Annotated in this window: 9 protein-coding genes and 2 pseudogenes; 1 reads left to right on the top strand and 10 read right to left on the bottom strand. The window is 65.3% G+C overall.

Annotated features, from left to right (window positions below; genetic code table 11):
• The 5 genes and pseudogenes from DU478_RS16575 to DU478_RS16555 all read right to left on the bottom strand — a co-directional run bounded on the left by DU478_RS16575 (position 1) and on the right by DU478_RS16555 (position 6,361).
• A complete protein-coding gene (locus tag DU478_RS16575; RefSeq protein WP_233501372.1) occupies positions 1-1,977 on the bottom strand; it encodes a glycosyltransferase family 2 protein in 1,977 nt (658 codons plus the stop codon).
• A 7-nt stretch (positions 1,978-1,984) separates the two neighbouring features.
• On the bottom strand, positions 1,985-3,151 hold the full coding sequence (locus tag DU478_RS16570; protein ID WP_114512086.1) for an HlyD family secretion protein: 1,167 nt from the start codon (positions 3,149-3,151) through the stop codon (positions 1,985-1,987).
• Positions 3,152-3,251: 100 nt separating this feature from the next.
• Positions 3,252-4,235: a glycosyl hydrolase family 8 gene (locus tag DU478_RS16565; RefSeq protein WP_158545801.1), complete on the bottom strand. Its 984-nt coding sequence runs from the start codon at positions 4,233-4,235 to the stop codon at positions 3,252-3,254.
• 384 nt (positions 4,236-4,619) lie between these two features.
• Positions 4,620-4,878 (bottom strand): annotated as a pseudogene (locus DU478_RS23725) (DDE-type integrase/transposase/recombinase); the annotation flags it as partial.
• 369 nt (positions 4,879-5,247) lie between these two features.
• Positions 5,248-6,361 (bottom strand): annotated as a pseudogene (locus DU478_RS16555) (IS3 family transposase).
• A 37-nt stretch (positions 6,362-6,398) separates the two neighbouring features.
• On the opposite strand from DU478_RS16555, the gene DU478_RS16550 reads away from it, so the two are divergent.
• Positions 6,399-7,760 (top strand): IS1182 family transposase, encoded by a 1,362-nt coding sequence (locus DU478_RS16550; protein ID WP_114512083.1) that lies wholly within the window; start codon positions 6,399-6,401, stop codon positions 7,758-7,760.
• A gap of 258 nt (positions 7,761-8,018) precedes the next feature.
• Here DU478_RS16550 and DU478_RS16545 read toward each other — a convergent pair whose 3' ends face one another.
• Genes DU478_RS16545 through DU478_RS16525 form a run of 5 tightly spaced genes read right to left on the bottom strand, consistent with a single transcriptional unit; the run spans position 8,019 to position 15,197 of the window.
• Complete coding sequence (locus DU478_RS16545; protein ID WP_114512082.1) at positions 8,019-8,807, bottom strand: efflux RND transporter periplasmic adaptor subunit; 789 nt, start codon at positions 8,805-8,807, stop codon at positions 8,019-8,021.
• A gap of 17 nt (positions 8,808-8,824) precedes the next feature.
• A complete protein-coding gene (locus DU478_RS16540; protein WP_114512081.1) occupies positions 8,825-10,816 on the bottom strand; it encodes a preprotein translocase subunit SecA in 1,992 nt (663 codons plus the stop codon).
• The gene (locus DU478_RS16535) at positions 10,809-12,956 is read right to left on the bottom strand and encodes a peptidase M50 (RefSeq protein WP_114512080.1); all 2,148 of its coding nucleotides are present in this window, start codon (positions 12,954-12,956) and stop codon (positions 10,809-10,811) included. Before DU478_RS16535 ends, DU478_RS16540 begins: the two co-directional genes overlap by 8 nt.
• Before the next feature lie 7 nt (positions 12,957-12,963).
• Complete coding sequence (locus DU478_RS16530) at positions 12,964-14,796, bottom strand: HlyD family secretion protein (protein WP_114512079.1); 1,833 nt, start codon at positions 14,794-14,796, stop codon at positions 12,964-12,966.
• Between the two features lie 20 nt (positions 14,797-14,816).
• Positions 14,817-15,197, bottom strand: a complete 381-nt coding sequence (locus tag DU478_RS16525; protein ID WP_114512164.1) for a DUF3467 domain-containing protein — start codon at positions 15,195-15,197, stop codon at positions 14,817-14,819.
• Between the last annotated feature and the right edge of the window lie 79 nt (positions 15,198-15,276).

The raw sequence follows: 15,276 nt of genomic DNA, 5'->3' as shown, positions 1-15,276 counted from the left end.
TCAGGACGACCCCGAGTTGAAGGACAGGCGCCGCGCGATGTCACCGAGGAGCGCCGCCGTCCGCACGCGGCTCACGCCGGGCATGTTGTCCTCGGCGTAGAAGCGCAGCAGCAGCGCCTCGCGCTGCGGGTCGGTCGGCAGCAGGTGCAGCCTTGCCCCATCCGGCAGACGTGCGATCACGTAGCCTTCCACGTCGCCAATATCGGCGATACGCAGGTGACCCCGCGTGCCCTCGGGAAACGGCTGGCCCCGCAGGCGCACCGTGTCCGACTTCAGCGAGGTGATCCAGAGGTTGCGACGGGTGTCGCCGGTGATGAATTCGGCCTTTTCCGGAGCGTCGGCCACGTGGCGTTCGCGCCGGGGCAGTTCGATGCAGGCGATGATCGTCACGCTGAGCACGAACAGGTTGTAGATCGTCCAGAACAGCACCACCGCCTTGCCGTCGCCCGCGTCGTTGAAGGCGAAGCGGTCCGAGAATATGCCTATCGTCAGGCCCAGCAGGGTCAGCAGGAGCATCGCGGCGAAGGGCGCCATCATCCGCCATTGCACCACGATCCGGCTGCGGTCGCCGCCCTTTGCGGTCACGCTGAAGGGATGTCCCTTGGGCTTCAGCAGGCCGACGATGGCCGCCCGGCTGATCGGAATGGCCCCGATCAACTGGCTGACGTCGTTGAGGATGGGCACCACCATGCCGCGGCTGAGGAGGTTCAGCACGATCAGGATCCAGATGTAATAGGCACCGAAATAGCTGATCACATCAGGAAGACGCGCGTCGACGACGGTGATGTTGCCGAACCAGTAGAGCAGCGGATACACGATGGCTGCGATCCGGAAGGGAAACGTGGTGAGCCAGTAGAAGACGGAGTCCGTCACGCTCCAGCGGTCGCGCAGGCGCAGATTGTTGCGCGCGAGCGGACCCAGCGAAGACCGGGCGATCTGCATCAGCCCCAGGCACCAGCGCGCGCGCTGGGTGACGTATTCCTTGAGCCCCTCCGGCGCGAGGCCCTCGGTCAGCGGCTCGGCCAAGTAGACGCTTTTCCATCCTGCGTTCTGCAGGGTCAGCGTCAGCATGAAATCCTCGGTGATGCTCTCTGTGGGAAAGCCGCCGATCTCCTGGATCGCGCTCCAGCGCGCCATCGAGGATGTGCCGCAACAGAAGGCGATGCCCCAGCCGTCGCGGCTGGGCTGCATATGGTCGAAGAAGAACCGCTGTTCGTCCGGATAGGACCGGCTCAGCCCCATGTTGTGCTGGATGGGGTCGGCGTTGAAGAAGTGCTGCGGCGTCTGCACGAGCCCCACCTCGGGATCGTGGAACAGCGCCATGGAGCGCGAGATGAATCCCCGGTGTGGCACGAAATCCGCATCGAGAACGGCGATGAAGTCCGGCGGCACCGGATCCTGCGCCAGCAGGCCAAGCGTGTGGTTGATGTTGCCCGCCTTCGATCCCTTGTTGTCCGGGCGGCGCACATAGCGCACGCCCTGCTTCTCGCAGTAGTCGCGCAGCCAGTCGCGGCGACCGTCGTCCAGGATCAGCACTTCCTTGTTGTCGTGGCGCAGCGATTTCGCTCCGATCACGGTGCGTTCGAGCACATCGAGGGTTTCGTTGTAGGTGGCGATCAGGATCGAGACCTTCGGGCTTTTCGCGCCCCACCATCCGGCGTGCTGCGTGGCCTCGTCGCTGCGCAGCTTGAGGCGCGACATGATGAGGAAGGCGCTGAGCGATCCGACCAGCGCCAGCATCTCCAGCGCCAGCAGCGACCAGCTTGCCAGCATGTCCAGGGTCAGGCCGAAGGGGGCCACGGTTTCGGTGATGCGCCAGACCGCGTAGCGCGCCGCGAGAAGCGCGGCGAGGCTGAGCAAGAGGCACCGGTGCAGCACGTTCGTGCGGTCCACGACGGCGGGCAGCACCAGCCCGAAGCCCGCCAGCAGCGTGATCAGGACGAAACTGGACTGCACCTCGCTGAGATGGGGGAACATCATCGGCTCAGAATATCCGGCGCAGCCAGTCGAGGGGTCTGCGGTCAAAGAAGACGCGGCCGGTGCGGCCGATGGCGCAGGACAGCTCCGGATCGTCCTTCAGCCCGGGGACCAGCAGGGTGACGTCGTAGCGCTCCAGGTGCTGCTGGCTCGGCGCGACGGCGAGGTTCCGGTAGATCGTGGCGGCGCCCGCACCGGCAAGACGTGTCACAGTGCCGTCGAACACGTCGGACCCGCCGAGCGGGCGGAATTCGGCAGTCTGGCCGACTTCGAGCGTGTTGTAGATGCCTTCGCTCACCGACAGGTTGACCATGAGCGATCCGCAGTCGACCATCTTGAGCACCGGATCGCCGCGTTCGAGATGTTCGCCGTCCGCCGCCATCACTTCCCAGAAAAGCCCGGTCACGGGCGCCAGAATGTCGCCGCCGGTCAGGCCGTTGACGCGCTGCCGTTCCCGACCCACGCGCTCGTCCACCGCGGTCTTGCGACGCTCCACATCCGCGATGGCGGCTTCGGTCGCGGCGACCTCGCTGCGCAGCTCGACCGCGCGCTGCTCGGCATTCGGCGCGTCGTTGTAGCCGTCGCCCAGGAAAACGCCCGACTCGGCGGCACGCAGCGCGATCTCGAGCACCTCCACCCGTTCGCGCGCATAGTCGAGCGCGAGCGCCGGCAGTTGCGGTTCGCCGGGGAGCCTGCCGTTGTCGGGATTGACGGCATCGGTGGTTGCTGGGGTCGCGTCGCCTGCGCCCTGTTCTTCCAGCAGGGACAGGCGCGCGCGGGCGTGTTCGAGCCGGATGCGCAGGTCTTCCAGCCGATTTTCGGTGTAGCGCTCGGAGCGCGCCTCGAGCGACTGAAGGATCTCATTGGTGCTCTTCTGGTAAGCCTCGAGGCGCAACGCCTCGGACGACAGGAAGGACCGCTCCATCACCAGATCGTTCAGGCGGACACGGTCTACCAGCGGGTCGGTGATCGTGGCGACCCTTTCCCCCTCGCCGATGCGGGAGCCGAGCGAGCGGACAGGCATCTCGACCGTGCCCGCCACTTCGCTGCGGACAGTGACAAGCCGGGCGTTTACGAAAGCGTTGGCGCTGGCACCGGACATCTGTTCGCCGATGATGATCCAGAGCGCGAGCGCAATGGCGATGAAACCGATCAGCAGACGCGAATACTTCATTGTAGCCCCGATACTTGTATGGCGACGACCGCACCCAGAAAACACTCTAAGGTGTTTGATCGCAACCTACCGGAGAGTGCGATACAGGCCAATAACGGCGTCATTTGGGCATGCAGTCTCCAGCGTCCGCGCGCGCAATCTGTGCAAGCAAGCCCAAAGTAGCTGGGTAATAGGACTGCCGATCCATCTGTTCCGCGCTGATCTTCACCTCGCGGCACCGCGCAAGGTCGGCGATGGCGCGATATCCAGGCTGATCGCTCTGGGCCAGCACCTTGCCCTCAAGGGTCACGTTCACGGCAAGGTGACCCGGCAAGGACGCCGACATCAGCGTTTCCGTGCCACGCAGAACCGCCGGATGGCTCCGCCTCCCGGACCACGACAGATAAAGCGGCACGCGCAGCGCGTCATAGCCGGAGCGCAGGGCGTGTTCGGCCGGCGTTGCAAAGCCGGTCGCGGTCACGTCGATCCAGTCGGGAAGAGGGTGAAGCGCCGCGAGTTCAGCGAGGACCGTTTCACCGTGATCGGCCGCGGCAAGCAGTTCGGGTTTCTCTATGGCAAGACCGAGTTCCCGCAATGCGCGCGGCATGATGTAGGACGGGTTGAACAGAATGCGGTCGGGATCGGATCGCGCCTCGGCACCGGGCGTCAGCAAGGGCGAGCCGGGGGCCCGGGGGTCGGGGCGCAGACACAGGGACACGATATCCCGTGCAATGTCTTGATAGAGGCCGGCATTTACGGGCCAGCCGGAGTCGCGCTCTGCGCGCAGCAGGGCCCAAGCCCGGAACAGGTCGCCGTCCGTCGCGGTATGCCAATCCTCATCTGCCACGCCGGTCGACGCGTTCCAGCGCCATCCCATCAAGCTGTCCTGGCGCACAAGAAGGTTGCGACGCGTCCAGTCCTCGATCAGTTCGAATGCCTCCCGATCGCCATGCGCCTGCGCCAGAAGGGCGCCGAAACCTTGCCCCTCGGAATGGCTGATCCGCCCGTTGTCATCGTCGATCACGCGCCCATCACCCGACAGGAAACGGTCTCGCCACCGCGGCCACGCGCCGCCGTCCTGCGAAAACGCGTATCTGGGGGTCATCGCGACATGGGCTACGCTCAGAATAAAGGTGCGTCGTTCGATGGTCCGGCTTCCTTTTCGGTTTGTCCCATTCCTAGCCCTCGCTGACGGTCGCGGAAATGAACGTTCGGAGTTGACGTAGACCGGATCGCCCCGCATGTCCCGCGCCGGCGCGGGACTCTCATATCATGGAACAGCTCCCGGGGTCGTCCAGGCTACTCCCTGTCCTTTCCATTCGGATTTGGTCGGACTCGGGCAGACCACGGCGGACGGTTGTCCGCCATAGGCGGCAAGGGGCCGCTGTTGCTTGCAGAAGGCGATCCAACGGCCAGCGCCGGCCTTGGTCTTCGATCCGGTCTTCCGGGCGCGAAGCTAAACGCACCCTTGCTTCGGCGAACGTCATCGACGCTCTGTCAAAACGGTGTCGAGACACCGGCCCTTGCCGTCCATCGAGATCCGCGTGCCGACCCGCTTCAGACGGTCGATCCAAGGCGAAGGACGTGAACTGCGACGCCTGATCGGTATTCATGATCTCGGACGGGCCGAAGCGGTGGATCGCTTCGTTCAACGCCTCCACACAAAAGTCCACTTCGAGTGTGTTCGATATCCACGAGGCCAGAACCTCGCGGGTGAACCAGTCTGTGATGGCAACCAGATAGAGGAACCGTTGAACATGGGCAAAGAAAACTCTGGTTGCTCTGAATGTCAGCTTCTGCCGAGTGCACCCTGCGACTCCGTATTTGCAGAGAATGTCCGCTCTCCGCCCTAAGTGTCGACCTGGCTGGATCCGGTCGTGGTTCTCGGATGAATGTCCGCTTCAACGGTGTGACCGAGGTGCCTTCGCGACCGCGGCGAAGGTCCGCTCCCCGCCCATGCTGTTGAAAAAGTCATTGTTGCGGTTCGGCAAGTCTTTCGATTCACTCAACTATGGGAGGATGGGAGGATTTCGGGATGATGGGCAGGCAGGAAGCTCCGGCGCAGCTGTTCTACGAGTTCAATCTTGAGCGTGACCTGCTCCCCTTGGAGTCCGCGTTTATAGGTTAGCTCTGTTCAGGTTTTGGTCCTCTTCTGACCGTTGGTGATACTCCCGCGGGGTGAGTCCGTCGAGGCTCGAATGCGGGCGGTGTTGATTGTAGTCGTCGCGCCATGCCGCGATCATGCGGCAGGCATGGCGCAGAGACGGAAACAGATGCTCGTTGAGGCACTCCTCTCGCATCCGCCCGTTGAAGCTCTCCACCAGGCCGTTTTGCATGGGCTTGCCTGGCGCGATGTAGTGCCAATCAACCTTGCGGTCTTCCTGCCATTTCAGCATCGCATTCGATGTCAGTTCCGTCCCGTTGTCCGAGACCACCAGGCAAGGATAGCCTCGCAGTTCGGCAATGCGATCCAGCTCACGGGCGACACGCGCGCCGCCAATGGAGGTATCCACGACGGCGGCCAGGCATTCCCTGCTGAAGTCATCAATCACATTCAGCACCCGGAACCGACGCCCGTCTTCCAGCGCGTCCGACATGAAGTCGAGCGACCACCTCTGGTTCGGCCCCTGTGGGATCGCCATGGGCGTCCTGGTGCCCACTGCGCGCTTGCGTCCGCCCCGTTTACGAACGGTTAACCCTTCTTCCCGGTAGATCCGGTACAGTTTCTTCCAGTTCACCGCCCAGCCTTCGCTTCAGCAGAATGTGGAGCCGCCGATACCCGAACCTTCGCCGTTCGGACGCCAGCCCCTTCATCCTGGCGCGCAACGCGGTGTCTGCCGGCCGCTTCGACGTCCGTCGATAGACAGACACGCGGATCGATCCCGGCCAGCGCACAGGCGCTTCGCTGATTGTAGCCCTTGGTCTTCATGGCCCAGTTCACAGCATTTCTCCTCGAACCGGGCCTCAGAAGTTTTTTCCGAGCATCTCTTTCAGCGTAACCACATCCATCATCTGCTCGGCGAGCATCTTCTTCAGCTTGGCGTTCTCGGACTCCAGCGTCTTCAAACGCCGCGCGTCAGATACCTCCATGCCGCCATACTTGGACCGCCACTTGTAGAACGTCGCATCGCTGATCCCATGCTTGCGACACAGCTCCTTCGCGCCCAGTCCAGATTGGTGCTCCTTCAGAATGCCAATGATCTGCTCTTCACTGAAACGGCTTCTCTTCATCGTCTGTCTCCTTCGTTGGAGAACAGGCTAACCTCAAATCGAGGACTTTTCAGGGGAGCAGGTCAAGCGGCACGTCCCGGCCAAACACATCCTGCGTGTGATCAATCTGATCCTTGATGGTGACAGCCTGCGGGACGCGCTACGCCCGTTCTACAGCCATCTCGGGCGTCCCTCCATCGATCCCGAACTCATCATCCGGATGCTTGTGATCGGATATGTCATGGGCATCCGGTCAAAGCGCCGCCTCTGCGATAAGGTCCATCTGAACCTGGCCTATCGCTGGTTTTGCCGGCTGGGCCTAAAGGGGAAAGTCCCCGACCACTCGACCTTCTCGCGCTACGGCCATGGCAAGTTCCGGGAAAGCAACCTGCTGCGGCAAGTGTTCGAGTCTACAGTCGAGCGGTGTCTGAAGGAGGATCTGGTTTCTGGCGAGGGCTTCGCCGTTGATGCCAGCCTGATCTCTGCCGATGCGAACAAGGTCCGGTCCATCCCGGCCGAGGATTGGAGCCCGCAGGTCGCTCGCGCAGCCGGGAACCGGGCGGCGCAGGAATATCTGGAGACGCTGGATAACGCCGCCTTCGGAGCCGCGTCGCCGGTCCAGCCGAAGTTCGTGGCCAAGTCCGATCCTGCCGCGCAATGGACCCGCGCCGAGGAAAGCCGCCCGTATTGTGTCTTTGCCACCAATTACCTGATCGACACCAAGAACTCGGTGATCATGGACGTCGAGGCCACGCGGGCGATCCGCCAGGCCGAAGTCGGTGCCTCGCGCACCATGCTCGACAGGACCGAGAAGCGGTTCGGGATCCGGCCCGACTGGCTGGCGGCCGACACCGCCTACGGCAATGCCGAGAACCTCGGATGGCTGGTCAAGAAGCGCAGCATCATTCCCTTCATCCCCGTGCTCGACAAGTCGGAGCGGACGGATGGGACCTTCTCACGATCAGACTTCGAATGGGATGAGGCACACGATCAATACATCTGCCCCGAGGGCCATGCCCTCAAACAATTCCGCCGGAACTACTCTGATCCGAACCGGGGTCAGGAGCCCAGCGGGCGGAAGAAATACCGCGCCTTCAAGGCGACCTGCCAGGTGTGCCCGTCCAAGGAGATTTGCTGCCTGAAAGCGGAGGCGCGATACGTGACCCGCGAGCCCCACGAGGAAGCACGCGAGTTCGCCCGTGAATGCCGTAAGACCAATGCCTACAAGGTGTCCCGCGACAAGCGGAAGAAGGTCGAGATGCTCTTTGCCCACCTGAAGCGCATACTCGGCCTGAGCAGGCTGCGCCTGCGTGGTCCAAACGGCGCCAAGGATGAATTCCTCCTCGCCGCCATTGCCCAGAACCTCCAAAAACTCGCGAAGCTACGGCCACAGTGCGTATTCCAGGAGCCCGCAACGTGAGCTGAGCGGTAAGATGACGGCCTCGTTGCGGCGCAACGGGTGATGGCCCGGACCCAATCGCATCGCCTGAAAGCACGGGCAGAGAATACCGCTCTTTCCACACGACTTCTTCAACAAAATCCGCCCATCCTGTGGAAAAACTCCTGTTCGCGAGCGCAGAATCTTTCCGCTGGCAATCGACTAGGCACCTCTTTTTTGAGTTGTTCCTCGGTTGCTGCGGCGCAGATGGGGGACCGAGTGCGCTGTGATGCGGCCCCGTCAGCCCGCGCCGAACAGAATCCGGCAACGCGCCCCGGACGGCACAATGGACTTGGGATTGTCGATTTCCAGCCGCACGCCGAACGTGCCGCTGGCCGTGTCGAACAGCCGGTCGACGACCGCGACGGTCGCATTGAAACGTCCATCAAGCGGCGGCATCAGAACAACCTCGTGGATTTCGCCTTCGGTGATCCGTCCAAAGAGCTCGCCCGGCGCAAAAACCTCGACGTGTATAGGATCGGTCTGCACGATCTCCATGATGCTGGTCTGTTCGTTGGCGAATTCGCCGACTGCCGCATCGACCGCGACCACCCGCCCGGTCAAAGGGCTTTGCACCGACCGCCGGTCGAGCAGAGCTTGCGCCTGGCGAACCTCGATCGCTGCGAGCTTGCGGTCAAATTTGGCCTGTTCCAATGCCAATTCCGTGAGCGACAATTCGATCCCTGCATCGTCCAGGGCGCTGGTCGCCGCGATATTGCGCTGAGACAGCTGTTCGACCCGGTCGTATTCCTTCTGCCGTAGCAACAGCCGCTCACGCTGGCCCCGTAGGTCGAGATCGGACTCTGCGCGAGCTTGGGCCAGCTCGAGTTGCAGAGATTCGAGTTCGGCGTCGAGGCGGACCAGCAGATCGCCCTTTTCCACCAGATCGCCCCGCCCCACCGGAATTTCGCGGATCGTGCCTTCGGCTTTGGCCGAGATCGTGACGCGGGCCGCGGGTTCTAGAACGCAATCGACCTCGGATTGCGCGGCTGCTGTCTGCACGGAGTGTACGGTCAGCGCCGCCGCCATGCACAAGGCCCGAGTTCTCATTCGCTTCCTCCGAGAAATCCAAGATGTTCGTCGCGGCTCAGATCGTGCCGCAATAGGTCGAGCCGGGCCTGCGCCAAGAGCCGTTCGGCGCGGCGTTGCGCCTTGCGCAGATGCACCCAGCCGCCAAGAAACGACCGCGCGCGGCGCGAGCCGAATTTCTCCACGATTCCGTCGTCGCGCGACAGGTAGACCTCGCACGTGCCGGGATCGCCCTGCCGGGCGCAGCGGCCGATCACCTGCCGGTCGATCCGCGCCGCCTCGTTGAGCTCGGTCAAAATCAGGTGCAGCCCGCCCGCCTGGCGCACCGCGTCGTCCAGCTGGATGTCGACACCGCGCCCGGCCATGTTGGTGGCCAGCGTGATCCGCCCCGGACGGCCTGCTTCGGCGATTATCGCGGCCTCGTCGCCGTCCTGCGCTGCGTTCAGCAGCGTGTGTTCGAGACCCGCATCGGTCAGCGCGTCGGAAAGCGCCATGCTGGCGCGGATGGTGCGCGTGGCCAGCAGCACGGGACGGCCCTGTGTCGCGATCCGCGCCGCGCGCGCCGCAACGGCGCACCACTTGCGGTCCTCGGTCGCGAAGATGCGTACGCGGCCGTATTTGCGCCGCGACCGTCGGTGCGGCGGCAGCGCAATCACCTGCAGACCGTAGACGGCACGGAATTCGCCCGCCACCTCGCGTGCGGTGCCGGTCATGCCGGCAAGTCGGCGGTACCGTCGGAAGAAGCGCTGGTAGGTCATCCGCCCGCGGGTGATGCGCCGCCCGGTCACAGCCACGGATTCGCGCGCCTCGACAATCTGTTGCAGCCCGTCTCCCAGTGCCCGGTCCTCGGCCACCCGGCCGCTGAATTCATCGATCAGCGCCACCTTGCCGTCGCGGACGATATAATGCTCGTCCCGAACGAAGAGATGTTCGGCGCTCAGCGCTTGAACGGCGGCATGGTCGCGCCGCACCGCGTTGCGCCAGATGCCGCCCATCGTCTCGCCCGCCTCTGCCAGCCGCGTCTCGCCGCGCGGCGTCAGCGTGACATGGCGGCGTTCGCGGTCCACGGTATAGTCGCGGCCTTCGGCCAGCGTGCCGGCCAGGGCAATGGCATCGCGGGGCCAGTCCGGGTCCGGTGCGCCGGTTTCCGAGATGATAAGAGGTGTTCGGCATTCGTCAATCAGCACCGAATCCGCCTCGTCCACGATGGCAAAGGGAAGGCCGTTCATCGTCAGCCCCAATGCCCGCGCGCCCGCACCGTTCACCGCTTCGAGCGACAGGCGCACCGCCGCGCGGGCGCCGCCCAGGACGATCCGGTTGCGCAGGTAGTCGAAGGCGATTTCCTTGTTGGACGCATAGATCACCCGCGCGCGGTACAAGGGCCCGCGGTCGGGTGGCGGCACGCTGTGCATGATCAACCCCGTACTCAGCCCCATCGCATTAAAGAAAGGCTCGAATTGGGCATGATCGCGCGCAGCGAGGTAGTCGTTGGCGGTGACGACGTGCACATCCTCGCCCGCAAGCGCGGCAAGTGCCGCGGCCAGCGCCGCGGTCAGGGTCTTGCCGGAGCCGGTTTCCATCTCGACCAGCCTGCCGGAATAAAGCGCCAGCGCCCCCATCAGCTGCGACGGAAATGGTTTAAGACCATGTGTTGCCTGCATCACGGCTGCGATGATCCCCAGCGCCCGGCAGGTGCGAGCATCGAAGGCGCGGCCCTGACGCAGCTTCGGCGCCAGCTCTGCCAGCGCTGCGGACAGGTCCGCCACGTCCCCCTCCATGTGCCTGCGTGCATGACGTCGGGCGCGCGCGGCGGCCTGGCGCAGGCGCAGGCGTAGCAGCGGGTCGCGCAGAACCCCAACCGCGCGGTCCGAGACGGCGGTGAGGTGGTAGCGCCAGTCGGTCGGGCGGTCGTCCTCCCCGGCCCGGGCCATCTGGCGCAGCTCGCGCAGACGCGGCAGACGCGCGGCATGGGCGCCGAGGCCGGTGGGGGGGGCGGAGAGGTCAGACATTGAACCGGCTCAGAAACACCTGCCGCACGCGGCGGGCGATGCGCAGGGCGATGGGCTCGTCGCCGTGGTCGATGCGCACATGCACCCGCATTCCGATGGCGGCGGCGTCGAGCGGTGTGTCGGGCGCCACGTCGAACTGCATGATCGGCTCCAGCGTGTGCGGCTCGGGCCCGCGTTCGGGGTCGAGCGCAAACGGCCCGCCGCCTTCGGTCGTCAGGGTGCGCGAAGCGATGCGCTGCCCGACGTTCGGCACTTCGCGCACGATATGGCCGGGGCGTGCGTCTTCCAGCCGGTCGGCGGTGCGCAGCGACACCGCCTTCGCGCGCGATCGGATGAGGTCGGCGCTTTCCTGGTGCACGGCCACGCGCACCACCAGCTCGCCCGGGTCGACGAGATACCCCACCACATCGCCCCGCATCAGGAACCGGCCTTCGATGTCACTCGCCTCCGGCAGCACGAAAACCCCGCGGCGCGGCGCGGTGAGCACCATCGCTTCCGCCCGCGCCTGCAACTGGTCGGATTCCTGCTCGGCCCGCAGCGCCTGGGCGCGCCAGAGGCGGATGTCATAGGCGCTTTCGCTCAGCGCCTGTTCATAGCGCAGCTGGTACTTCCGCGCCTCTGCCCGCGCGGTGTCGAGCCGCGAGTCGGCAAATGGATCGGTCAGAGTCAGAATCGGCCGCCCCGGTTCAAGCAGGGCGTTGGGCGCCGCGTGCAACGTGGCGACGATACCGGGTTCGGTCGCGTGCACCGTCGCCTCGTAGGGGGCATAGACGACGCCCTGCGCCACGGTCCTGTAGGGCACCGGCAGGAACCCCAGTAGCCCGACGATCAGAACCAGCGCCAGACCGGTGACGGTCACGGCACGGTGCCGGATGCCGCGCAGTGCGGGCGACGTGGCGACAAAGCGCAGATGCTTGAGGGTCGGCACGACGAAGATCAAGGTCACCGACCAGATCGCCAACAGCGCGCCAAGGATGAAGAATCGCGTCGCCACGATCATCACAATCGTAAGCGAGATCAGCAGCCGGTACGCGAACGCCGCGATGGCGTAGACGAAGAACCAGCCCCTTTCGCCCGGCGCGCGCACCGGTGTCTTGGCGCGGGTGTTGCCGAAGAGGTAACGCTGGATCAGGTAGCCGATGTAGCGGTTCGAGCGCGTTCCGAGGTTGGGAATCTCCAACAGGTCGGAGGCCACGAAATACCCGTCGAAGCGCAGCAGCGGATTGCCGTTGAACAGCAGCGTCGACACGCCGCCGATCAGCATGACGTTGAAACAGGCCGCGCGCGCCAGCCCGTCCTCCATCTCGGCCCAAAGAAGCATCGCCCCGGCGGCGAGGCCCAGTTCGACCAGGATGCCGGCGGCGCTGACGAGGATGCGCTGCCATTTGCCCGGAAAGGCGGTCGAGGCCGAGGCGTCCACATATGGCACCGGGATGAAGACCAGCATCATCACCCCGACCTCGCGCACCTCGCCGCCCCATTTCTTGACCGCAAAGCCGTGGCCCAGTTCGTGCAGCAGCTTGACCAGCGGATAGACCAGCACCAGCAGCATCAGGCTTTCCATCGCCAGAACCCGGTCGATGATGTTGCCGGTCAACGCGTCCCAGTGCCGACCGGCCGAAACCGTGCCCGCGACCAGCAGCGCCACGTAGGCCAGCGCGCCGAAGATGGTGAAGAAGGGCCGTGCGAAGGGCCAGAGACCGTCAAGGATCCGGTTGGGATCGAACAGCGGAAAGCGTAGCGCCAGCGGGTTGAGGAACCGCATCACCTGCATCCGGCGCCGCATGCGCCCTGCCCGGTCCGACATCCCGTCGGCATCGGGCACGCCGTCGGTGTGCAGCAGGCCCAGCCCCGAAAGCTGCGTCATCAGCGCGAGAAGCTCGTCCTGCGCCGGCGCCATGTCGCCCAGTTCGGCACAGGCCGCGTCCCAGATCTCGCCCAGTTTTCGGGTGCCGTCCATCTGCGCCACCAGCCAGTGCGCGGATTCGGTGATGCGGGCGAACTTGCCGGTCATCGGGTTGCGGATCACATACCAGACCTGCCCCCGGAAGGTCTGGCGCGAGATCTCGATCCGACGCGCCAGCGCGGGGCGCAGATGGGCGGCGCGGTACCAGTTCTGGCTTTCGAAGCTTGTTGCCATGGCGCCCTCAGGGCGTCCAGCGCCAGAGCGCCAGCCGCAACCAGTCGATGATCGGCTGCGCCCAGATCCGGATCAGCAGGCGTTCCTCGACGTCGATCTTTGCGACGCCGCGCATGCCGGGGCGAATCTGGCCGCTGGTTTCCACCATCCGGCCTTCGACCACGGCCACGTTGCGGCCGTCCGACGCCTCGAGCCGTGGCGTGATGCGCACGATCTCGACCGGGAAATCGCGGTCCGGCAGCGACGACAGGACGATGCGTCCCTCCTGCCCCACCGACACATCGTCAAGCTGGGTGTCCTCGACCATCATCTCGACACGATAGCTGTCGAGGGGGGCCAGCTGGAACAACTCTTCGCCGCGGCGCACCGCGCGCCCGATGGACTGGCTCAGATCGCCGTCGATGACCACCGCGTCGAAGGGCGCCAGCAGGGACGCGCGGGCGATCTGCAATTCCACCAGCGATGCCTTGGCGCGGGCCTGTTCGATTTCCGAAAGGGCGATGCGCGCGGCGGCAGCATCGCGTTCGGCCAGCGCACGGTCGTATTCCCCCTGGAACCGGCTGAGGTCGGTCCGCCAGCGGATCAGCTCGATCTGAAGATCCCGCTCGTCCAGGCTGGCCAGCGGCGCGCCTGCGCGGACCACGTCGCCCGCCCGCGCGAACTGTTCCGAGACGTGCCCGTCGTAGGGCGCCACCAGCGACCGCACGACCTGGCCCTGCACCTCGGCCTGCGCGGGCACGCGGTAGTTGCCCTTTGCCACCGCGAAAAACGCCACCACCGCCGCCAGCGCAATCAAGGCGATCTTGCGCCCGATGTAGCCCGGCCCCAGCAGGCGCGCGGTCTGGCGCCAGAGCCCGGCCCCGGCGACAGTCAGCGCGGACCGGTCCGCCAGGCGCTTTTCGAGCAGGATCGGCGCCAGCGCAGAGGCCGTGGCTTCCGCGATCAGCAGGTCCAGATCGTCGAACCGCCCGCCGCGCGCCTTTTCAAGGTGCAGCGCGCCGAACACGCGCGCGCCCACGAAAAGCGGCACGGTCAGCAGGTCGCCGTCCGCGCGCAACCGGTGCAATTCCGCGTGCAGCGTGTTCACTGCGTAGGCCATCCCCTCGCGGCGGGGGTACAGCACCGTGCCCTCCTGGTCGGTCGCCTCTGCCATCGCCTGGGCCAGTCGTTCGGAATAGCTGGTGTCCATGCGGAAATCGGCTACGTCCGAGACGGCGATGATGCGCACGCGCTGGCGTTTCAGGATCCCGATCGCCACCTGCTCGCAATCGAGCCGCCGGGCCAGTTGCGTGGCAGCCGCCAGGGCCGCGGCATCCAGAGAGTTCACGTCGAGCGCGGCGCCCAACACGTCGAGCACAGCCGCCTGCTTGGCCCGCTCGCGCCGGTCCGACAGCGACAGGTCGCGCCGGATCGCGGCATTGAGCCACCCGGCGCCCCACTGCACCGTACGGATCGCGGCGCCCGCGTCCGCGACGGTCCCGGGAAAGGCAAAGGCTGCGGCGCCCATGACCTCGCCGTCGACGACCAGCGGTTTCGCCACGATGCGGCCGGCGATCACTACATCGCGCTCGGTCTCGAGCGCCTCTTCGACCGCATCGGCCAGATCCTGGCCGGTCCAGCTGTCCTTGGGCCAGTTGGCGACCGGGGTCATGCCGCCATCGGTGTCGAGCACGACCACCGCGCGTTCGACACGGCCCAGCTGCCGGATTTGCAGCGCCAGCCAGACCCGCGCGAAATCGCGCAGGTCCCTGTCTTCGGAAAACCGCGACCAGAGCGCCTGTTCGAGAACCGACACCTCGGCATCGGGCCTTGGTTCCTGCGGTTCCCGACCTTTGCTCATGGCTCAGCGCTCCGGCAGCGTCAGTTCTTGGCGCCGTTCGCCTTGGCCGCCGCGGCGGCGGCTTGCAAGCCTTCGAGCTTGATCTCGCCGAAGCGTTTTTCGTATTGCGCCAGCACCGCGCCCATCAGCACGAAGAGCCGTTTCGCCGCATGCGGGTTGAGCACGACACGCTCTTCCAGCCGGACGTCGAATTCCTTGGCCTTGGCAGGGTTCCAGGTCTGGTTGGTGCCGAAAAACAACGTCACCTCTTCGCGGGTCGACGCGGCGTTGACGACATTGGCATAGGTCGTCCGCATCTGGCTGTCGTCCCAGTTCACTGTCGGCGCCGCCGGTGTGCCGACCTCGCCCGGCGTTCCGTCCTCGGGCTTCGGCGCGCTGGTTTCACTGCTCTTGTCCGACATCGTCATTCCTCCGTTTTCATACCCCCGGGGCACTTTTCCGGTGCCGTGGGCGACGCCCATGACACCGGATAAAGTCTTG

The organism is Thalassococcus profundi, assembly GCF_003344785.1.
Taxonomy (GTDB): Bacteria; Pseudomonadota; Alphaproteobacteria; order Rhodobacterales; family Rhodobacteraceae; genus Puniceibacterium; species Puniceibacterium profundi.
Note: the sequence above shows the minus strand (reverse complement) of the source record. Positions and strands in the feature narration are given on the sequence as shown.

Coding starts and splice junctions, on each gene's coding strand:
- DU478_RS16575 (WP_233501372.1), bottom strand. CDS start 1,977: ATGTTCCCCCATCTCAGCGAGGTGCAGTCCAGTTTCGTCCTGATCACG.
- DU478_RS16570 (WP_114512086.1), bottom strand. CDS start 3,151: ATGAAGTATTCGCGTCTGCTGATCGGTTTCATCGCCATTGCGCTCGCG.
- DU478_RS16565 (WP_158545801.1), bottom strand. CDS start 4,235: ATGACCCCCAGATACGCGTTTTCGCAGGACGGCGGCGCGTGGCCGCGG.
- DU478_RS16540 (WP_114512081.1), bottom strand. CDS start 10,816: ATGTCTGACCTCTCCGCCCCCCCCACCGGCCTCGGCGCCCATGCCGCG.
- DU478_RS16535 (WP_114512080.1), bottom strand. CDS start 12,956: ATGGCAACAAGCTTCGAAAGCCAGAACTGGTACCGCGCCGCCCATCTG.
- DU478_RS16545 (WP_114512082.1), bottom strand. CDS start 8,807: ATGGCGGCGGCGCTGACCGTACACTCCGTGCAGACAGCAGCCGCGCAA.
- DU478_RS16530 (WP_114512079.1), bottom strand. CDS start 14,796: ATGAGCAAAGGTCGGGAACCGCAGGAACCAAGGCCCGATGCCGAGGTG.
- DU478_RS16525 (WP_114512164.1), bottom strand. CDS start 15,197: ATGTCGGACAAGAGCAGTGAAACCAGCGCGCCGAAGCCCGAGGACGGA.